Raw genomic sequence first — 19,172 nt, 5'->3', positions numbered from 1 at the left:
CGTCAGGCGGGCCGATTCGCTTTGTACGCGGCCAGGGTGTCCCGGCTCGCCGTGGTGAGCCCGTCCGGCAGCGTGGCCAGCCGGAACCAGCCGATCTCCGTGCACTTCTCCGGCTCTTTGATCTCGGGAACGCCGCCCTTGTGCAGCGCGACGAAGCTCGGCGACACCCAGTGCTGCCCCTCCTCGGGCAGCAGATGGTCGGAGACACCGAGCAGGCCCACGACCTCCACGGTCATCCCGTACTCCTCCTGGAACTCCCGGACGACAGCGTCGGCCAGCCGCTCCCCGAAGTCGACCATCCCGCCGGGGAACTCCCACAGACCGGCCTCGTTGCGCGCTTGCGGCCCACGTTTGGCGAGGAAGACGCGGCCTTCGGCGTCGAAGACCATCGCGCCCACCCCGACCCCGATGAAGTCGTGGCCCGGCCTCATGCCATCGCCGGCAGCAGAACGAGGGCGGCGCCCAACCACATGAAACCCACAGACCCGACGATGAACAGCACGATGTACGTCTCGTACCAGCGCCAGAAGTTCCTCGGATCCGGCGCTTTGCGATAGCCGGGCCGCACCGCCTCCTCGGTCAGCTCGCACTCCTCACGCCGGTAGTCGAGCCAGGTCAGCACCCCGACCACGATCAGCAGAATCGTGAAGGCCGCGATCACCGTGACCAGCAGCAGGATCGCCACGATCCCGATCTGCGCGATCTCCCGCTCGATCTTCCAGTCGTCATAGCGTACGAAAAGGGTGAGAGCGGCCCCTACGAGAACCGTGGCCAGCGTCTGATAAATGGCCAGGAACCGATAGACGTTCTCGTTGACGGTGTGCAACTGCTGAAGGAGATATTTGTAGCGCTCGACCTCGAAAGCCTGCGCCCGATCCACACCTGGCTGCGTCACAGCGACCACCACCAACCATTCTTGTCCTGCCGTAGATAGGACCCGGGCGGCGGCGCCGGCACCCGCCCGCTCCGCGCCGCCCGATCGACCGCGGAATTGAGCTCGGCCACGTCCTCCAGATGTGTGGCCAACCGGAACACACGCTGGAAAAGAGCGGGAAGATGCTCGGCCAGGGCGTCGGCGTTCGTCATCATCCAGATGGTCAGCGGGTGCCGCGCGTTCATCATCCGGTTGGCCCGCGCCACCCGTCCGGATCCCGAGAAGGGCACCGCGAACATCGGGGCGAAAGCGTCGGCTCCGGGCAGGTGCTGCGGAGGCGACGCGGATCTGACCGCCAACATCGCGATGTCCTTGTCGGGCTCGCATTCGACGTCGACGCCGAAATGCAGAACGGCCGAGGCGATGACGTCGTCGAAAGGGAATCTCCGCCCGTCGGTCACCCTTCGCGGGTCCGGCGGGCGGAGGATGAAGCCGGGATCCTTGCCCTCGCGGAAATCAGCCAGAAGGTCGTCGGCGCTGCGGCCGCGGAACTCGGGGAGCCTCTCCGACCTCCAGGATCCGTCGCGCAGAAGCCGGTCGGCCCGCAGCGCGCCCGCCGTGTAGGGCTCACCGGGCGCCGGCCCCGACAGCTCGGCACAACCGGTGCGGACGGCGACCTTCGCCAGGCCGGGATGGCCGGCGATCGCCTTGCGCAGCGCCCGGCGGGTGGCCAGCTGAACGGCGGAGTGGACCGCGAACGGGATCGCGCGGACCGTCGATCGTGACACGGTCAGGTCCGGCCTCAGCTCGCCCGAGAGATCGAGATATCCGTACAGCATGATCGATATCTCGCCTCCCTCCAGCAGGTCGTCGTGGTCGGAGAGGGCGGGAAGGGTGATGCCGTTGTACCCCCAGGTCGAGCTCCGCTCGGCCGCGCCCGCCGCGCTCGCGCCGCCGGGCAGCCCCGACAGGGCGAGGACGGTCTTCCGCCGCTGGTGGCCCTTCGTGTAGTGCCTCAGCTCCACATGGCTCGCGGACCTGTCCCTGTCCTCGAAGCGGTGCGGGCGCCCGATCGAGGAGAACCGGTCGGTCCCCTGGGCGTCCGCTTCCAGAAGCGCGTAGAGAAGCAACTGGCCGTTGAGCTCGTCGCATCCTCCGTCCCGGGTGAGGTCCAGCGGGATGGCCGCCAGCTGCAGCCCTTCGCCGAGGTCGGCGATCTCGGGCCGGGCGAGCATCGGCTCCGTGATCAGCCGCTCGGTCGGCCCGTTGGCCGGGCGGCCGTTGACCGTCACCGGGACGGGCGGCGCGAACAGATACGCCGGCAGCCGGGCCAGCAACCCGTCGAGCCGCAGGCCGGTCTGGTCCGGGTCGATGCGCACCGCGATGCTCGTGCCGGGGTTACGGGGAAAGGCCGGCTCCGGCTCGCCTGGCCCGGGCATCGGGCGGCCCGTCATGCCCTGCTCCTGCATCACGAAATAGTCGTCATGCCGGTTGATCGACAGGCGTACCGCCTTGCCGCCGCGGACCGAACGGGAGGCGACCTCGACGCGGTCACCGGCCATGAAGCAGGACAGGACACCGATGCCGAACCGGCTGATCACGCCGAACGGGCTGTCGGCCCGCCCGCTGCGTGTCATCGCCGCCTGGAACTCGGTCGACCGGTAGAAGGAACGGCCGACGCGCAGGAAGTAGCCGCGCAGCGCGGCCTCGTCCATGCCGATGCCGTCGTCGTCGACGCGCAGCCAGAGATAGCCGCTGTCGTCCTCCCAGCACGAGACCCGCACGCCGTCCGACTCGTGGCCGAACAGGTGGTCCCGGGCCCGGATCGCGTCCAGCGCGTTCTGCAGGAGCTCGCGGACGAAGGCGCACGGGTCGTCGTAGAGCTGGTCGCCGGTGAACAGCTCGAGGACCGCCGTCCGGTCGAGCTCGAAGCGGAACTCACCGTACTTGTAGCCGTCGCTGCGGATCCCGATCGTGTCGATCTCGGCCGGCAGGGGGATGCCGCGCCAGCGCTCGTCGCAGAAGTCGGCCACGCCGCGGCACTGGAGCAGCTCGTCCTCGATGACCTTCAGGAAGGCTCGCAGGCGATGCTCGTCGCCCGGATCGGTGGACTCGGCGCTGAACTGCAGCGTGTAGTTCGGCCGGGGCGCCGGTGGGAACTCGAAGCCGCGGGCGGCCAGGTGTTTGTGCCACTCCCGGTCGCTGGTGGTGCGGGTGGCCAGGGCGAGGTGCTCGTAGATCACCCGCGGTGCGCGGGTGTCGTCCAGGTCGAGGATGTCGGCCAGGCGCAGCATGATCGCGCAGAAGCGCAGGTCGGCCTGGTAGAGGAAGTCGGTGCGGAAGCGAGGCTCGTGCAGGGCCGCCGCCGGCTCGTTGTGGCTGCGGCACACCAGTTCCAGCTGGTCGATGATCGACTTGCCGTCCCACTGGAGCAGCTTGCTTTCGCAGCGGTCGAGATGGACGCGGACCCGGTCGGCGTGCCGCGAACGGCAGTACTGCTCGATCACGGCCGGGGGCGGCTTGCCGCCGTGGTGCTGGGCCGACACGTACGCCTCGTCATGACTGTCGAGGAAAGCCCGGAACTCGTCCTCGCCGGGGATCGCGGCGATCTCGGCCGGGCTGTAGGCCATGCCCGCGTCGTGGAAATACGCGGCCAGGATCAGCAGCGCCGCCTCCAGGCCGCTCATCCTCTCGATGCGGGGCGCGGCCAGCCGGCCCATCAGGCGGATCACGTTCTCGGAGTGCTGCTCGTCGTGCATCGTGTAGGTCGGAAAGCTCTCCCGAACGAGCTTGAGCAAGCTACGGGCGTACGACACCAAGTCCTTGACGTTGGCTCTGTCGCGGTCCGAAGCCTTTGCCCGCAGCACATCGCCCAGCGGACCCCAGTCGCCCACGTGGCTCCCTTCGGGTAGGAACACGGCAATACGGACTGTAGTGGTCGCATCGCCGGAGGACGATGGCCGAACGGTCTACGGCGTACACGTGAGCGGGCCGGAGCCGGGCCGATAAGCTGAAGCCGCGGTCGTCGAAGCCCGCGCAGGTGGCGCAGCGCGCCCGAGAGACCCTTGGGGACCCTCGCCGCCCGACATACGTAGTTCATCCCGGCGACGGGGGTCGGCCGCCAGGCCGATGAGGAAGAGAGACTAGCCTGATGGCCGTGACACGCCGCGTAAAAATCGTCTGCACCATGGGGCCCGCGACCGCTTCCCCCGAGCGCATGCTCGGCCTCGTCGAAGCCGGCATGGACGTGGCCCGCATGAACTTCAGCCACGGCAGCCACGAGGATCACCAGAAGGTGTACGACCTCGTGCGCAGCACCGCCGAGCACACCGGCCGGGCCGTGGCGGTCCTCGCCGACCTGCAGGGCCCGAAGATCCGGCTCGGCAAGTTCGCCGACGGCCCGCACGTCTGGAACACCGGTGACCTCGTCACCATCACCAGCGACGACATCCTCGGCACGGCCGAGCGGGTCTCCTGCACCTACAAGAAGCTCCCGCAGGAGGTGAAGAGCGGCGACCGTCTGCTGATCGACGACGGCAAGGTCGCCATCCAGGTCACCGCCGTCGAGGGCAACGACATCCGCTGCCTGGTCGTCGAGGGCGGCCCGGTCAGCAACAACAAGGGCGTCTCGCTGCCCAACGTCGCCGTCAGCGTCCCGGCGCTCAGCGACAAGGACGCCGAGGACCTGCGCTTCGCCCTCGGGCTCGGCTGCGACATGGTCGCGCTCTCGTTCGTGCGCTCGCCCGACGACATCAAGCTCGTCCACGAGATCATGGCCGAGGAGGGCCGGACCGTCCCGGTCATCGCCAAGGTCGAGAAGCCCGAGGCGGTCGAGCACCTCGAGGCCATCGTGCTCGCCTTCGACGGCGTCATGGTCGCCCGCGGCGACCTCGGCGTCGAGCTCCCGCTCGACCAGGTGCCGCTGGTGCAGAAGCGCGCCGTGCAGCTCTGCCGCGAGAACGCGAAGCCGGTCATCGTGGCCACCCAGATGCTCGACTCGATGATCGAGAACTCGCGCCCGACCCGCGCCGAGGCCTCCGACGTCGCCAACGCCGTGCTCGACGGCACCGACGCGGTCATGCTCTCCGGCGAGACCTCGGTCGGCAAGTACCCGGTGCTCACCGTCAGCACCATGGCCAAGATCGTCAGCACGACCGAGGGCGGCTCCATCCCGGTGCCGCGGCTCCAGCACGACCCGCGCACCCACGGCGGCGCGCTGACCGTGGCCGCCTCCCAGATCGCGCGGAACATCGGCGCCAAGGCCCTGGTCGCGTTCTCCCAGACCGGCGACACGGTGCGGCGCCTCTCGCGCCTGCACTGCGAGCTTCCCCTGTACGCCTTCACGCCGGTCCCCGAGGTCCGCAACCAGCTCGCCGTGGCCTGGGGCGTCGAGACGTTCCTGACCGACTTCGTCCAGCACACCGACGACATGTTCCGTCAGGTCGACGCGAAGATGCTCGGCCTCGGCCTGGCCAAGCCCGGCGACTACGTGGTCGTCGTGGCCGGCTCCCCGCCGAACGCGCCCGGCTCCACCAACACGCTGCGCGTGCACCGGCTGGGCGACCTCGTCGACCCCGCCTCGCTGTGACCGAACCGCTCAGCGGACAGGCCGCCGTCGACCAGCTGCTCGAGATCCTCGACCTCGAGCAGCTGGACGACGCGACCTTCCAGGGCTCCAGCCCGCAGACCGGGGCCCAGCGGGTCTTCGGCGGCCAGGTCGCGGGCCAGGCCCTGGTCGCCGCCGGGCGGACGGTCGATCCCTCCCGGACGGTCCACTCCCTGCACGGCTACTTCGTGCGGCCGGGCGACCCCACGGAGCCGATCCGGTTCACGGTCGAGACGATCCGCGACGGCCGGTCCTTCTCGGTGCGCCGCTCGACGGCACAGCAGCACGGCAAGACGATCTTCTTCATGTCGGCCTCCTTCCAGGTCCGCGAGGAAGGACTCGACCACCACACGCCGCCCCCGGACGGCGTGCCCGGCCCGGACGACGTGCAGACGATGGCCGACTGGGTCCGCAGATACCCGTCACGCCGGGGAGCGTTCGCGGCCGCGCCGCAATCGGTCGACGTGCGCTACGTCAACACCCCCGGCTGGGTGCCGCCGGGCGACCGGGTGGCCAGCGAACAGCAGCGCGTCTGGATGCGCATCGACGGCAAACTGCCCGACGACCCGCTGATCCACGCGTGCGCGCTGACATACGCGTCGGACATGTCGCTGCTGGATTCGGTGCTGTCGGTGCACGGCGAGGTGTGGGGACCGGGCGGCGTCATCGGGGCCAGCCTCGACCACGCGCTCTGGTTCCACCGCCCCTTCCGGGCCGACGAATGGTTCCTGTACGACTGCACGAGCCCTTCGGCCAGCGGCAGCCGGGGCCTGGCCAGCGGCCGCATGTTCACCCGCGACGGCCGGCACATCGCCAGCGCCGTCCAGGAGGGCCTGCTCCGCCGTATCGGCGAACGCGCGTAGCGGGGTCGCCTTTTCGCTGCGGGCCGCCTGTCGTGGCGTACCTCCGAAGCGGTTTTATGCGGACGCCCCGCCCGGCTGAGATCCCGGCCCGGCGACTGGCCGACTGACGGATCCCGGCCCGGCGGGGCGGGGGAGACTGGTCCCTAGCGGCGCCGCTCGCCCTCCGCCATGCTCTCCGCGGTGTCCGGAACAGCCGGAATGTCCTTGTCGGGCGGCAGCCGGTGCGCGGCCGCGGCCGTACCCGTCACACCCGCCTCGGCGATCTTCGCGTCCAGATCGCGCGTCGTGTTCACGACCTCCTCGTGGAAGGTCCGCGCGTCGGCGTCCACCGCCCGATGCCGCGCCCGCGGCTTCTCCGGCGCCTCCTCGAAATCGGTCAGACCCGCCGAATAACCGGCCACGCCCTCCTCGCGTTCGGGAGACAGGTTCAGGACGTCCGGGCGTACGGCGGAAACCTCCCGCAAGCGCAACGAGGTCACCAGATCGGCGATCGCGCGCAACAACGCCAGTCCACCCAGCGTGACGAGCACCGGATCGGCCGCCCGTGACAGCGGGCTCGACGCGAAGAACCCCAGCCCGGCCTGCGCCACACCCAGGGACAACATCAGGCCCCAGGTACGGTCCGCGCCCCTGTTCATCGTCGCCACCGCCACGTCGACCGCGCCCCGCACCATCAGGAACCACCCGACCAGCGAGGCCGGCGTCGTGTAGGTCGCGTCCCGATCCAGCAGAACGATCACACCGGTGGCCGTGAACAGCGCCGCCATCGACGCGTTCAACCACCACGTCCGCGTGCCCGCCAAAGCCCGCACGGCCTCACACAACGCCCCGAAGAAGATGACCGGCCCGGCCACGCTCACCACGTCCGCCGGCTCCAGGCGCATCACGCTCCACCCGATCGCCAGCCACGCCACCCCGGCGAACATCAGAAAACCCCACATGCTGTTCCGCATGACCGTCAGGGGCGAGGAACCGGACCACAACATGAGGCCTCCAGCCGAACGTGTCCGAACCATGACAACATCCGCCGACCCACCCCACCTGCGGTTCAGCCGGATTCACAGCCCCTCCCCAGAGGCCGGTTTCTCCGCGTGCCCGTCCTGGGTATCAACGGCACGCCCCCACCACCCGGAGACCCCGTGCCCGACGACCCCCTGGCCGACGCCCTGCGCGCCGCCCGCGACGGTGACCGCCGCGGCTTCGCCACCCTGTGGCGCGGCCTGCACCCCGGCGTGCTGCGCTACCTGCGGGTCATCGCCGGCGAGCACGCCGAGGACGCCGCCAGCGAAACCTGGCTCCAGGTCATCCGCGACCTCCACCGGTTCGACGGCGAGTTGCCCGCCTTCCGCGGCTGGCTCTTCCGGATCGCCCGCAACCGAGGCCTCGACACCATGCGCCGCCGCCCCACCCCGCCCCTCCCTGCTGCCGCCTCGGCCTCCGACGCGGCCACCCTCACCCTCGAGAACGACGGCACCGCCTGGGCCATCGCGCTGATCGCCGAACTGCCCATCGACCAGGCCGAAGCCGTGATGCTCCGCGTCGTCATCGGCCTCGACGTCGCCACCACGGCCGACATTCTGGGCAAAAGACCGGGTGCCGTACGCATCGCCGCCATGCGCGGACTCAAGCGCCTCGCCACCCATCCTCAGGTCCGCGACCGCAGCCACCCCAGCCGGCAGGGGGTGTAACAAAATGCGGCACCTGCGCGCTCTCCTTCATGCGATGCGCAAGCGGAGAAGCTCCGAAACCGACCTCGCCGCCGGAGACCCCGGTCTGCGCCGCCTGATCGAGGCGGCCCGTGCCCCGGCCACCGCCTCCGAACTCAGCGGCGAGAAGCACCTGGTCGACGCCTTCACCGCGGAACGCAAACGTGCTGCCCGCGCCGCACGCCGCCGACGACCGGCGAGGATCCGGGCCGTGCTCGTGCCCGCCACGGCCGGTCTGGCTCTCCTGCTCCTCACCGGAACGGCCGTGGCCGCCCGCACCGGCAACCTCCCCCAGGAAGCCCAGCAGCACGCGCACCGCCTGTTCTCGGCGCTGGGCGTACCTGCGCCGAGAACAGGCACCCCGTCCCCACGGGTCACCCCGTCCGAGTCCGGGCCGGCCCCCAGCCGGCCCGGCCCGGGCCCTTCGGTCGACGTGGCCGCCTTCACCCGCTGCGAGGCGTGGCGCGGCGCGGCCCCGCTGACCACCCACGACCGCCGCCGCCTGATCGCCGAAGCCGGCAGCGAGCGGGCGATAGACAACTACTGCCGAAAGGTAAGACAGTCAGCGTCACCCGCGCCGCCGTCAGGACCGCCGACACCGCCGGCCCCCTCGGGGAACCCGAGCGCGCACCCCACCCCACCGTCGGCGGACCTTCCCGGCCGCTCGGCTTCCCCTAGCGGCGGCCCACCGTACAATTCCACTGAACACCCGGAAAACCGGCGAACCGGTTCCCCGCCCAGCGGAGTGACGCCGCCGCCGGCCAAGACGCCGAAAGCAGACAAGAAAGCACCACCGTCAGCAACGGCGCCTCGCTGATGCCTAACCCAGAGTCACCGGTTGTCATCACGCTGCGCTCGACGAGTCGTCCGCCGCTCACGGAGTGCAACAGGCGATGGGTCACGACTTCGGCCCGACGAACTCATCCAGCCTGGCCACTGCTTCCCGGCGCGCCACCGACAGCATGTTGCGCCGGCACATCCGCCAGCTGATGCCGAGGCGGTCGAGCGACTGCTGGCACAGCCGCATGATGTCGCCGGATTCGTGTAGACCTTCTCACCGCGTCGCATTGGCGACCCGGCAGCCATCGGAGTGGAACAGCCCGCGCAGAAACGATCCGCCGTACGTCTCGACCAGCGGCTCCTGCCACGGCGCGAGAACGACCGGCCGCTCGTGCTTGTGCCCCCGGCCCATGTTGCGGAAGAAAACAGGGCCAATGCCGGGAAGAGCTCTCGACCACGACACAACCGCCCCGGCGCAGGTGGCACACCTTGCGGGCGAGAACACGCAGCATCGCCTCGCCGCACTCGCTCACGAGCCCGGGCCAGCTCGCCGTGCAGTAGACGCGGAGCACCGGCACCTTGGCCGAAGTGACGAGATGGCCGTCCCCCAGATAAAGACCGAGCAGATAGGCGTACGACACCCCGTCCTCCAACGCACGCGGTGGATCGGCACAGCGCGCACAGCGCGGCCTGTTCGCCTCCCGTTCCGCGCGCGCCCGAGGCCGGTCCCCGTAGAACCAATGACCCACCGTCCGCCGGGGCAACCCGAGATCACGGCAGATGTCGCCGAAGGGCACGCCCTCAGCCCTGAGCTTGATCGCCCGCTCACGAAGGTGAGGTGGATGCACAGCCACACACTCCCGTCACCACTTCGGCCCGATGAACTCGTCCAGCCGGGCCACCGCCTCGCGGCGCGCCACGGAAAGAGTGTTGTGCCGTGACATCCGCCAGCTGATGTCGAGCTGGTCGAGGCTTTGCCGGCAGAGCCGCATGATGTCGCGGGACTCGTTGACGAACTGGTAGCGCGGATAGGCATATTTCTTGCCTTTTCGTTCGATGGTGTTGATGAAGCGGCTGCCGTCGGAATGGAAGAGACCCCGCAGAAACCTCTCCGGCCGACTGTCGACCACTTCCTGCTGCCAATCGGCCAATGCGATCTCGCGAAGATGTTTCATGCCGGGGCCGTGCTGAGGAAAGAGGCAGGGCCAATGGGTCCAATGTGCCCGGACGCTCATGCATCCCACCCGCTCCTGATATCCCACGGTCTTGGCGCCGCACGCCTCCATGGCGTGGGACACCTCGTGGATGAGGCCCGGGTAGCGCAGATCGCAGGTGATCGTCAGGAGGGGGACCCGTTGAGTCATCAGCAGGTGACCGTCGCCGAGATATTGGCCGAGAAGGTAGGCGTAGGCCGGCGGGTCGTCGATCTTGCGAATGGGCCGGTCGCAGCGTGGGCACCGATTGTCGATCTTTATTGCTCGCCGACCGCGGCCGTAGAGCCAGCAGGCGACGGTATTCCTCGACAGCCCGAGCCGCCGATATATCTCGGAGAATGGCACGCCGTCGGCGTGCAATCGAAGGGCTTCCTCGCGCAGATGGGAGGGGTGCATCCCCGAATCATCGAGGAAGGGTGTGACAGTTTTTGTGCCCCCGGTGGGATTCGAACCCACACTGTATGGTGTTTGAGACCATCTTCTCTGCCGGTTGGAATACAGGGGCCGGCTGGCCCATCCGCCGGAGATCCTCCCGCCAAGATGAGTCACGGACAGCCTACCCACTACGCTTAGGGCGGCGACACCCGCATACCGGGGTGTCGTGTCTTCAGGATCGTTGGGGGTAGGAGTTCCGTGGCCGACTCGCAGGCTGGTGCCGAGCGCAAGCGGGTGTTGATCGCCGAGGACGAGGCCCTCATCCGGCTCGATCTCGCCGAGATGCTCGTGGAGGAGGGCTACGACGTCGTCGGCGAGGCCGGGGACGGGGAGACCGCCGTGCGCCTGGCCGAGGAGCTTCGGCCTGATCTCGTCATTCTTGACATCAAGATGCCGATCATGGATGGGCTGGCCGCGGCCGAGCGGATCGCCGGTGGGCGTATCGCCCCGGTTGTCATCCTGACGGCGTTCAGCCAGCGTGATCTTGTGGAGCGGGCCCGGGCCGCGGGCGCCATGGCGTACCTGGTCAAGCCTTTCCAGAAGTCCGACCTCGTGCCGGCGATCGAGATCGCCCTGTCGCGGTACTCGGAGATCGCCGCCCTGGAGTCCGAGGTGGCGGGGCTGACCGATCGTCTGGAGACGCGCAAGTCGGTGGAGCGCGCCAAGGGCGAGCTGATGACCAAGTACCAGATGACCGAGCCGCAGGCGTTCAAGTGGATTCAGCGGACGGCGATGGACCACCGGATGACGATGCGTGAGGTGGCCGACCGGATCCTGGCGGAGGGTCAGGATGCCGGTGGCGCCGAGGCCACACAAAGTTGATCTTGCGGGTAGTGCGGTTGTAACACCTCCTCCGACTGAGGCGTCACGAGACGTAACGGTTCGATGAAAGCCCGATCGAAGTCTTTTGGCAGCCCGGGAACCTGGGATAACGTCCCGGCCCATAACGGGGCACGGCGTGGTTGCGTCGGTACGCAAGTGCCAATCGGCCGCCAGTGGCTCGGTGGGTTCGGTATGGAGGAGGGTTCCAACCTTGAGGCAGTCTCTCGCACGAGCCATCGGCGGCGTGGCTATGGTCGGCCTTCTTTTGGGCGCGGCGGCATGTGCCAGCGATGACGATGGAGGCGACTCGACGGACGCGGCTGCCTGTGGCAGCAAGATCGCGTTCTTCGGCGCGCTGACCGGCGGTAACGCGCAGCTCGGTATCAACATCCGCGACGGCGCGAAGCTCGCCGTCGACCAATACAACAAGGCCAACGCCGACTGCAAGGTCGAGCTGGTCGAGAAGGACTCGGCCGGCGACCCGGCTCAGGCGTCCGGTCTGGCGACCTCGGTCGTCCAGGACGCCAAGATCCTTGGCGTGGTCGGCCCGGCGTTCTCGGGTGAGTCCAAGGTGGCCAACCCGATCATGAGCAAGGAAGGCGTCGTGATCATCACGCCGTCGGCGACCAACCCGGCGCTGGCGGACCAGGGTGACAAGACGTTCCACCGCGCTCTGGGCAACGACGCTTCGCAGGGTCCTGGCCTGGCGCTGTACATGAAGGACGTCATGAAGGTCCAGAAGACCTTCGTGGTGGACGACGCGTCGGAGTACGGCAAGGGCCTCGCCGACCAGGTGAAGAAGACGCTGGGCTCGGTCGTGAACGGCAACGCCGTGGTCAAGGAGCAGCAGACCGACTTCGGCGCGCTGGTCACCCAGATCAACAGCTCGGGCGCCGACTCGATCTTCTGGGGCGGTTACTACCGTGAGGCCGCGCCGTTCCTGAAGCAGTACCGCGACGCGGGCGGCAAGGCCAAGTTCGTCGCCGGCGACGGTGTGAAGGACCAGGCGTTCGTCGACGGCGCCGGTGCGGCCAACGCCGAGGGCGCGATCCTGACCTGCCCGTGTGTTCCGCCGGAGAAGGCGGGCGGCACGTTCGCGGCCGACTACAAGGCCGCTGTCGGCCGTGAGGCCGGCACGTACAGCGCGGAGGCCTTCGACGCCGCCAACATCCTGCTGGCGGGTATCAAGGCGGGCAACTCGACCCGGGAGAAGCTGGAGACCTTCGTCGACGGCTACACCGGCCAGGGCGTGACCACCAGCTTCAAGTTCCAGGAGAACGGCGAGATCGACCCGTCCGCGGTGGCGATCTGGGCGTACAAGGTTGAGGGCGGCAAGATCGTGGCCGACCAGGAGGCGCCGAAGAGCTGACCCTTGGCGGGTCTTCTCTGACGGTTTGTTTGAGCTGCGAAACGTGCGGTCGGGAGCTCTGGCTCTCGGCCGCACGTCCTGTATGACTTTCCCTCGCTGGAGTCGCGTTGAACTTTGAATTCCTGGGCGACAACTTCATGTCGCTCACCGTGACGGGACTGACGCAGGGCGCCATCTATGCCCTGGTTGCTCTCGGTTACACGTTGGTCTACGGCGTACTGCGCCTGATCAACTTCGCTCACTCCGAAGTCTTCATGATCGGCACGTTCGTTACCACGATCGTCTGGGCCGGCCTGGGCTTCGGTGTGGGGGCGTCGGCTCCGGGCACCTTCGGGGTGCTGGGCTTGATCGCGCTGGCGGTCGTGGCGGCCGGCGCGGCGTCGGGCGGCACCGCCCTGATCGTGGAACGGGTGGCGTACCGGCCGCTGCGCAAGCGCAACGCGCCGAGCCTGATCTTCCTGATCAGCGCGATCGGCGCCTCGGTGGCCCTGTTCGAGCTGGTGGGTGCGATCACGGACCGGCAGCCGCGGGGCATGCCGAGTCTCGTGCAGCCGAAGGTGCAGTTCACGCTCTTCGGCGCGGATGTCACCAACCTGCAGATCGGCATCATCCTGAGCGCGCTCGCGATGCTCGCGGGCCTGGACATCTTCATCAACCGCACGCGGCTCGGCCGTGGTGTGCGGGCGGTGGCGCAGAACCCGGACGTGGCCGCCCTGATGGGCGTCAACAAGGACCGCGTCATCATGCTGATCTTCATCCTGGGCGGCATGATGGCCGGCGCGGCGTCGGTGCTCTACGACGTCAAGGTCGGCATCACGACGTACTCGGTGGGCTTCCTGATCGGTATCAAGGCGTTCACCGCGGCGGTGCTGGGCGGTATCGGCAACCTGCGCGGCGCCCTGCTGGGCGGCCTGCTGCTGGGCGTGGTGGAGAACTACGGCGCCGGTGTGTTCGGCAACGAGTGGATGGACGTCGTCGCCTTCGTGATGCTCGTGGTCGTGTTGCTGTTCCGCCCGACGGGCCTGTTGGGTGAGTCTCTGGGGAGGGCCCGGGCATGATGGCAGTTCTCGATTCCGCGCGGAAGGCCGACGAGAGCCGGGTCCGCGCGGTCACCGGTCTGCGGGACCGGTGGTCGAATCTTCCGTACGGCTGGCGCATCTCGGTCCTCTTCGCCTTCATCATTTTCCTGTACGCCCTGCCGGGCCTCGAGATTCCCCTGATCAGCACCCCGGACACCGACTTCACGTCGGTGCTGTTCCTCTGCGCGGTGTACGTCCTGGTCGCGGTCGGCCTGAACGTCGTGATCGGACTCGCCGGCCTGCTCGACCTGGGGTACATCGGCTTCTACGCGGTCGGCGCCTACACGGTGGCCATCCTCGGCTCGCCGAACTCGCCGGTCGTGGTGCAGTTCCCGTGGGTGGTGTGCGTTCCGATCGCGATCGCGGTGACCATGGTGTCCGGCGTGATCCTGGGCTGGCCGACGCTGCGCCTGCGGGGCGACTACCTCGCCATCGTGACGCTCGGCTTCGGTGAGATCATCCGGGTGTTCGCGCTGAACTCCGACATCACCAACGGCAACCGGGGCATCACCGGTGTGCCGGTGCCGTCGGAGGGTTCGTGGCCGGAGTGGATGGACTGGTTCCCGGGCATCACCGCGGGCCGGCCGATCTTCAGCGTCTCCAACGTGATCGGCTTCTACTGGCTGGCGCTGACCCTGGTCTTCATCTGCATGCTGGGCGTGCGGCGCCTGGAGCGCAGCCGGGTCGGCCGGTCGTGGCTGGCGATCCGTGAGGACGAGGACGCGGCCGAGGTCATGGGCGTGCCGACGTTCAAGTACAAGCTGTGGGCGTTCGCCATCGGCGCGGCGCTGGGTGGTCTGTCGGGTGCGCTGTTCTTCAGCAAGCAGACGTTCATCAACGCGCAGGGCTTCGACCTGTTCACGTCGATCCTGTGGGTGGCCGCGGTGGTCATCGGCGGCGCCGGCAACCAGTTGGGTGTGGCGCTGGGCGCGATCCTGCTGGCGTATCTGCCGGAGCGGTTCCGTGAGTTCGCCGACTACCGTCTGCTGATCTTCGGTGTCGCCCTGATCGTCATGACGATCTTCCGGCCGCAGGGTCTGCTGCCGAGCCGGCGTCGCAAGGTCGAGCTGGAGGACCGGGCTAAGGAAGGTGCCGTCGGTGAGTGAGCGAAACAATCTGCTCGAGGTCGACAACGTCACGATCCGCTTCGGCGGCGTGACGGCCCTGGACGGGGTGGACTTCTCCGTCAAGGAGGGCGAGATCCTCGGCCTGATCGGCCCGAACGGCGCCGGCAAGACGACCTGCTTCAACGCGGTCACCGGCGTGGTCAAGCCGACCAGCGGCCAGATCCGGTTCCGCGGCAAGGCCCTGGTGGGCCAGCAGCGGCACAAGATCACCCGGCTCGGCATCGCCCGGACGTTCCAGAACATCCGGTTGTTCCCGGAGATGACGGCTCTGGAGAACGTGCAGGTCGGCGCGGACGCCCGGCACAAGACCAGTGTGGTCGGCGCGCTGTTCCGCACCTGGCGGGTGCGGGTCAAGGAGCACGAGCTGGTCGACGTCGACGCCAAGAGCGGCTTCGGCCGGCTGGTGCAGCAGACCCGGCGTACCGGGCAAAGGATCTTCGGTTTGTCCCGGCACACCCTCGAGGAGCGTGCGGCCAAGGACAAGGCGACCGAGCTGCTGAAGCTGGTCGGCATCGAGCACCGGGCCGGTGAGCTGGCCCGCAGCCTGGCCTACGGCGAGCAGCGCCGGCTGGAGATCGCGCGGGCGCTGGCCACCGAGCCGGGCCTGCTCTGCCTGGACGAGCCGGCGGCCGGCTTCAACCCGGCCGAGAAGGAGTCGCTGCTCGAGCTGATCCGCAAGATCCGCGACACCGGGGTCACGGTGCTGCTCATCGAGCACGACATGCGCCTGGTCATGGGCGTCACCGACCGGATCGTCGTGCTGGAGTTCGGCAAGAAGATCGCCGAGGGGACGCCGGCCGAGGTGCGGGAGAACCCGGCGGTCATCGCCGCCTACCTGGGAGTGCCGACCGATGCTGCTTGAGATGGACAACGTGACGGTGTCGTACGGGCGCATCCAGGCCCTGCACGGCATCAGCCTGACCGTCGGCGAGGGTGAGATCGTCGCGCTGATCGGCGCGAACGGCGCCGGCAAGTCGACCACGATGCGCGCCATCTCGGGTCTGCGGCCGGTCGGCCAGGGCAAGATCCACTTTGACGGGCAGGACATCACCAAGCTGCGGGCCGACCTGCGGGTCGTCCGCGGGGTGTCGCAGTCGCCGGAGGGCCGGGGCATCTTCCCGGGCATGACCGTCCGGGAGAACCTGGAGATGGGCGCGTACACGCGCCGGGTCCGCTCCGAGGTCGACGAGGACCTCCAGCGGGCGTTCGACCTGTTCCCGCGCCTGAAGGAGCGGGAGAAGCAGGCCGGTGGCACGCTGTCCGGCGGTGAGCAGCAGATGCTCGCCGTGGGGCGCGCGCTGATGAGCCGGCCGAAACTGCTGCTGCTCGACGAGCCCTCGATGGGCCTGGCGCCGATGCTGATCCAGCAGATCTTCGACATCATCGTGGAGATCAACCAGCAGGGCACGACCGTGCTGCTGGTGGAGCAGAACGCGCAGCAGGCCCTGTCGCGTGCGCACCGCGCGTACGTCTTGGAGACCGGGCGGATCGTCAAGGAGGGCACCGGAAACGACCTCCTGACCGACCCCGCGGTCAAGGACGCCTACCTCGGCGTCGCGTAACACCCCTTTGGACGACTAGGAGTCATCATGTTCCGCACCCCCTCAGGCCGCCGGGCGATCCTCGGCCTGGCCGCCGCGGCGGCGCTGACGTTGTCGATGGGCGCCTGCGGCTCGGAGTCCAGTGACTCCGGCTCGAGCGGCGCCCCCGCGCCCACCGCCTCCGCCGACACCTCGCTGGCCGACAAGGTCCCGGCCGACATCAAGAGCGCCGGCAAGCTGGTCATCGGCACCGACTCGTCGTACGCGCCGAACGAATATCTCGACAGCGACGGCAAGACGGTCATCGGTTTCGACGTCGACCTGTTCAACGCGGTCGCGCAGAAGCTGGGCCTGACCACCGAGTGGCAGTCGGCCACCTTCGACAGCATCATCCCGGGCGTGAGCAGCGACAAGTACGCCGTCGGCGTATCGTCGTTCACGATCAACGCTGACCGGCTCAAGGAGGTCAACATGATCTCCTACTTCTCGGCCGGCACCCAGTGGGCGGCCAAGAAGGGCGCCTCGATCAACCCGGACGACGTGTGCGGCAAGAAGATCGCCGTGCAGACCGCGACCGTGCAGGTCGACGACCTGAACGCGCGCTCGAAGAAGTGCACCGACGCCGGCAAGGCGAAGATCACGATCGACCAGTACCAGAAGCAGTCGGACGCGACGAACGCCGTCAACACCGGCAAGGACGAGGCCATGCTGGCCGACTCCCCGATCGTGGCGTACGCGGTGAAGCAGACCAACGGCACGCTCGAGCTGGTCGGCGACATCTACGACTCGGCGCCGTACGGCTACGTGGTCGCCAAGGACCAGACCGAGTTCGCCGGCGTGATCGGCGACGCGGTCAAGGCGCTGATCGCCGACGGCACGTACAAGCAGATCCTCGACAAGTGGGGCGTCACCGCGGGCGCGGTCACCACTGCCGAAGTGAACCCGTCGGTCTGATCCGCCACACATGAGCGACCAGACAACCACCGAGCGGGCACGGCCTGAACCGATCAAGGCCGTGCCCGTCCGGCACCCCGGGCGCTGGGTGACGATCGCGGTCCTCGCGGTGCTCGCCGCGATGTTCGTGCACCTGCTGGTGACGAACGACAACTTCCGTTGGTCGTTCATCTTCTCGTCCTATGAGGACGGCAAGCGCGGGGTCATGTTCACCGGGCCGGTCCTCGAGGGCCTGCGCGGCACCCTGCTGCTGACCGTCACGTCGATGGCGATCGGCATCGGTCTCGGCGTCGTCCTCGCCGTCATGCGGCTGTCGCCGAACAGGATCCTGTCGTCGGTGGCGTTCGTGTACACCTGGTTCTTCCGGGCCGTGCCGCGCCTGATCCTGGCGATCCTGTTCGGCAACCTGAACATCCTGTGGAGCCGGGTCGGCTTCGGGCTGCCGTTCGACAAGCAGATCGGCGACCTGTTCGGCATCGACAACTTCAACGGGCAGTTCTACAGCATCCGGGCGGCCGACCTGCTGGCCGGATTCGTGGCCGGCATGCTGGCGCTCGGGTTGTCCGAGGCGGCGTACATGGCCGAGATCGTCCGTGCCGGTCTTCAGTCCGTCGATCAAGGACAGACCGAGGCCGCGGTCGCGCTCGGCATGTCCCGCTTCCAGGTGCTGCGGCGCATCGTGCTGCCGCAGGCCATGCGGGTGATCGTGCCGCCGACCGGCAACGAGACCATCGCCATGGTCAAGGACACGTCATTGGTGGCGTACGTCCCGGTCGCCGGCGAGCTCTGGTTCCAGCTGAACGCCGTCTCGGCGCGGACCTTCGTGGTCTTCCCGGTGCTGGTGGCCGCCGTGATCTGGTATCTGATCATCTGCACCGTCCTGATGATCGGCCAGTTCTTCCTGGAGAGGCACTACGGCAAGGGGTACGGTGCGGTCGGCCGGGCCAAGCAGCGGCTGCGCGACATCGAGGTCGAACAGGGCGGCCGGATCACCGACACCCGGGAGGGCGCATGACTTCCGAGATGGTGCGCGCCGACAACGTGCACAAATCGTTCGGCTCGCTCGAGGTGCTCAAGGGCATCGACCTGGTCGTCAAGGCGGGTGAGGTGTGCTGCGTGCTCGGGCCGTCCGGCTCGGGCAAGTCGACCTTCCTGCGCTGCGTCAACCACCTCGAGAAGATCAACGCCGGCCGCATCACGGTCGACGGCGATCTGATCGGATATCGCGAGCGCGGCGGCAAGCTGCACGAGCTCGGCGAGAAGGACGTGGCCAGGCAGCGCCGTTCGATCGGCATGGTCTTCCAGCGCTTCAACCTCTTCCCGCACATGACGGTGCTCCAGAACGTCATGGAGGCGCCGTGCCGGGTCAAGAGCGAGAACAAGGCGGAGGTACGGGAGAGAGCACGCGCCCTGCTCGACCGCGTCGGCCTGAGCGAGAAGACCGGGTCGTATCCCGGACAGCTCTCGGGTGGTCAGCAGCAGCGCGTGGCGATCGCCCGCGCCCTGGCGATGCGCCCGAAGCTGATGCTGTTCGACGAGCCGACCAGCGCGCTCGACCCGGAACTGGTCGGTGAGGTCCTCGACGTGATGAAGGATCTGGCCCGGGACGGGATGACCATGGTCGTGGTCACCCACGAGATCGGCTTCGCCCGCGAGGTCGGCGACAAGCTGATCTTCATGGACGGCGGCGTCGTCGTGGAGGAGGGCGCCCCGCGGGACGTCATCGCGAATCCGCAGCACGAGCGAACCAGGGCATTTCTGAGCAAGGTGCTTTAAGCAGGCGGGGTGGTCCCGATTTCTGT

19 protein-coding genes and 1 tRNA gene are annotated in these 19,172 nt (G+C 68.4%); 13 read left to right on the top strand and 7 right to left on the bottom strand.

The features are described from left to right. Positions 1–2 precede the first annotated feature (2 nt). From ACFY36_RS38940 to ACFY36_RS38930, 3 genes are read right to left on the bottom strand one after another with little or no spacing between them, the layout of a single operon-like run. Positions 3–431 (bottom strand): NUDIX domain-containing protein, encoded by a 429-nt coding sequence (locus tag ACFY36_RS38940; RefSeq protein ID WP_499750904.1) that lies wholly within the window; start codon positions 429–431, stop codon positions 3–5. Further along, positions 428–895, bottom strand: coding sequence for a hypothetical protein (locus tag ACFY36_RS38935; RefSeq protein ID WP_499750903.1), 468 nt, complete (start codon positions 893–895; stop codon positions 428–430). The genes ACFY36_RS38940 and ACFY36_RS38935 overlap by 4 nt, the downstream gene beginning before the upstream one ends. Next, positions 892–3,768, bottom strand: coding sequence for an HD domain-containing protein (locus tag ACFY36_RS38930; protein WP_499750902.1), 2,877 nt, complete (start codon positions 3,766–3,768; stop codon positions 892–894). The genes ACFY36_RS38935 and ACFY36_RS38930 overlap by 4 nt, the downstream gene beginning before the upstream one ends. Positions 3,769–4,025: 257 nt before the next feature. Here ACFY36_RS38930 and pyk point away from each other — a divergent pair, with 257 nt between their 5' ends. Together pyk and ACFY36_RS38920 are read left to right on the top strand one after the other, a co-directional pair. After that, positions 4,026–5,462, top strand: coding sequence for a pyruvate kinase (pyk, locus tag ACFY36_RS38925; RefSeq protein WP_499750901.1), 1,437 nt, complete (start codon positions 4,026–4,028; stop codon positions 5,460–5,462). Next, entirely contained in the window at positions 5,459–6,343 is an 885-nt protein-coding gene (locus tag ACFY36_RS38920) for an acyl-CoA thioesterase (RefSeq protein WP_499750900.1), read from the top strand. Before pyk ends, ACFY36_RS38920 begins: the two co-directional genes overlap by 4 nt. Positions 6,344–6,486: 143 nt before the next feature. Here ACFY36_RS38920 and ACFY36_RS38915 read toward each other — a convergent pair whose 3' ends face one another. Further along, positions 6,487–7,296, bottom strand: coding sequence for a hypothetical protein (locus ACFY36_RS38915; RefSeq protein ID WP_499750899.1), 810 nt, complete (start codon positions 7,294–7,296; stop codon positions 6,487–6,489). Positions 7,297–7,482: 186 nt separating this feature from the next. Between ACFY36_RS38915 and ACFY36_RS38910 the strand changes: the two genes are divergently transcribed. Both ACFY36_RS38910 and ACFY36_RS38905 read left to right on the top strand, forming a co-directional pair. Continuing rightward, a complete protein-coding gene (locus ACFY36_RS38910) occupies positions 7,483–8,031 on the top strand; it encodes an RNA polymerase sigma factor (RefSeq protein ID WP_499750898.1) in 549 nt (182 codons plus the stop codon). Positions 8,032–8,065: 34 nt separating this feature from the next. Beyond that, on the top strand, positions 8,066–8,866 hold the full coding sequence (locus tag ACFY36_RS38905) for a hypothetical protein (RefSeq protein ID WP_499750897.1): 801 nt from the start codon (positions 8,066–8,068) through the stop codon (positions 8,864–8,866). Between the two features lie 237 nt (positions 8,867–9,103). Here ACFY36_RS38905 and ACFY36_RS38900 read toward each other — a convergent pair whose 3' ends face one another. The 3 genes from ACFY36_RS38900 to ACFY36_RS38890 form a co-directional block, all read right to left on the bottom strand. Continuing rightward, entirely contained in the window at positions 9,104–9,241 is a 138-nt protein-coding gene (locus ACFY36_RS38900; protein WP_499750896.1) for a hypothetical protein, read from the bottom strand. A 451-nt stretch (positions 9,242–9,692) separates the two neighbouring features. Continuing rightward, a complete protein-coding gene (locus ACFY36_RS38895; RefSeq protein ID WP_499750895.1) occupies positions 9,693–10,439 on the bottom strand; it encodes a helix-turn-helix domain-containing protein in 747 nt (248 codons plus the stop codon). Positions 10,440–10,474: 35 nt separating this feature from the next. Further along, positions 10,475–10,548, bottom strand: a tRNA-Leu gene (locus tag ACFY36_RS38890). Positions 10,549–10,676: 128 nt separating this feature from the next. On the opposite strand from ACFY36_RS38890, the gene ACFY36_RS38885 reads away from it, so the two are divergent. The 9 genes from ACFY36_RS38885 to ACFY36_RS38845 all read left to right on the top strand — a co-directional run bounded on the left by ACFY36_RS38885 (position 10,677) and on the right by ACFY36_RS38845 (position 19,146). Beyond that, on the top strand, positions 10,677–11,300 hold the full coding sequence (locus ACFY36_RS38885; RefSeq protein ID WP_499750894.1) for an ANTAR domain-containing response regulator: 624 nt from the start codon (positions 10,677–10,679) through the stop codon (positions 11,298–11,300). 211 nt (positions 11,301–11,511) lie between these two features. After that, positions 11,512–12,669 (top strand): branched-chain amino acid ABC transporter substrate-binding protein, encoded by a 1,158-nt coding sequence (locus ACFY36_RS38880; protein WP_499750893.1) that lies wholly within the window; start codon positions 11,512–11,514, stop codon positions 12,667–12,669. A 107-nt stretch (positions 12,670–12,776) separates the two neighbouring features. Further along, the gene (locus ACFY36_RS38875) at positions 12,777–13,727 is read left to right on the top strand and encodes a branched-chain amino acid ABC transporter permease (protein ID WP_498695984.1); all 951 of its coding nucleotides are present in this window, start codon (positions 12,777–12,779) and stop codon (positions 13,725–13,727) included. Then, on the top strand, positions 13,727–14,854 hold the full coding sequence (locus ACFY36_RS38870) for a branched-chain amino acid ABC transporter permease (protein ID WP_499750977.1): 1,128 nt from the start codon (positions 13,727–13,729) through the stop codon (positions 14,852–14,854). Before ACFY36_RS38875 ends, ACFY36_RS38870 begins: the two co-directional genes overlap by 1 nt. Further along, the gene (locus ACFY36_RS38865; protein WP_499750892.1) at positions 14,847–15,737 is read left to right on the top strand and encodes an ABC transporter ATP-binding protein; all 891 of its coding nucleotides are present in this window, start codon (positions 14,847–14,849) and stop codon (positions 15,735–15,737) included. The genes ACFY36_RS38870 and ACFY36_RS38865 overlap by 8 nt, the downstream gene beginning before the upstream one ends. Next, positions 15,727–16,437 carry an ABC transporter ATP-binding protein gene (locus tag ACFY36_RS38860; protein WP_499750891.1) on the top strand — a complete coding sequence of 237 codons (711 nt, stop codon included), beginning with the start codon at positions 15,727–15,729 and terminating at the stop codon, positions 16,435–16,437. Before ACFY36_RS38865 ends, ACFY36_RS38860 begins: the two co-directional genes overlap by 11 nt. A 27-nt stretch (positions 16,438–16,464) precedes the next feature. Next, positions 16,465–17,370 carry an ABC transporter substrate-binding protein gene (locus ACFY36_RS38855; protein WP_499750890.1) on the top strand — a complete coding sequence of 302 codons (906 nt, stop codon included), beginning with the start codon at positions 16,465–16,467 and terminating at the stop codon, positions 17,368–17,370. Between the two features lie 10 nt (positions 17,371–17,380). After that, entirely contained in the window at positions 17,381–18,385 is a 1,005-nt protein-coding gene (locus tag ACFY36_RS38850) for an amino acid ABC transporter permease (RefSeq protein WP_499750889.1), read from the top strand. Next, positions 18,382–19,146, top strand: coding sequence for an amino acid ABC transporter ATP-binding protein (locus ACFY36_RS38845; protein WP_499750888.1), 765 nt, complete (start codon positions 18,382–18,384; stop codon positions 19,144–19,146). Before ACFY36_RS38850 ends, ACFY36_RS38845 begins: the two co-directional genes overlap by 4 nt. Positions 19,147–19,172 lie beyond the last annotated feature (26 nt).

The organism is Actinoplanes sp. NPDC000266 (assembly GCF_042899005.1).
Taxonomy (GTDB): Bacteria; Actinomycetota; Actinomycetes; order Mycobacteriales; family Micromonosporaceae; genus Actinoplanes.
The sequence above is the reverse complement of the archived record's forward strand: the minus strand, read 5'-3'. Positions and strand labels throughout refer to the sequence as shown.

Bases quoted from the DNA above. Each gene is read 5' to 3' on its own strand.
- ACFY36_RS38940 (WP_499750904.1), bottom strand. From the start codon at position 431: ATGAGGCCGGGCCACGACTTCATCGGGGTCGGGGTGGGCGCGATGGTC.
- pyk (WP_499750901.1), top strand. From the start codon at position 4,026: ATGGCCGTGACACGCCGCGTAAAAATCGTCTGCACCATGGGGCCCGCG.
- ACFY36_RS38915 (WP_499750899.1), bottom strand. From the start codon at position 7,296: ATGCGGAACAGCATGTGGGGTTTTCTGATGTTCGCCGGGGTGGCGTGG.
- ACFY36_RS38905 (WP_499750897.1), top strand. From the start codon at position 8,066: ATGCGCAAGCGGAGAAGCTCCGAAACCGACCTCGCCGCCGGAGACCCC.
- ACFY36_RS38900 (WP_499750896.1), bottom strand. From the start codon at position 9,241: ATGGGCCGGGGGCACAAGCACGAGCGGCCGGTCGTTCTCGCGCCGTGG.
- ACFY36_RS38895 (WP_499750895.1), bottom strand. From the start codon at position 10,439: ATGCACCCCTCCCATCTGCGCGAGGAAGCCCTTCGATTGCACGCCGAC.
- ACFY36_RS38870 (WP_499750977.1), top strand. From the start codon at position 13,727: ATGGCAGTTCTCGATTCCGCGCGGAAGGCCGACGAGAGCCGGGTCCGC.
- ACFY36_RS38860 (WP_499750891.1), top strand. From the start codon at position 15,727: ATGCTGCTTGAGATGGACAACGTGACGGTGTCGTACGGGCGCATCCAG.
- ACFY36_RS38855 (WP_499750890.1), top strand. From the start codon at position 16,465: ATGTTCCGCACCCCCTCAGGCCGCCGGGCGATCCTCGGCCTGGCCGCC.
- ACFY36_RS38850 (WP_499750889.1), top strand. From the start codon at position 17,381: ATGAGCGACCAGACAACCACCGAGCGGGCACGGCCTGAACCGATCAAG.
- ACFY36_RS38845 (WP_499750888.1), top strand. From the start codon at position 18,382: ATGACTTCCGAGATGGTGCGCGCCGACAACGTGCACAAATCGTTCGGC.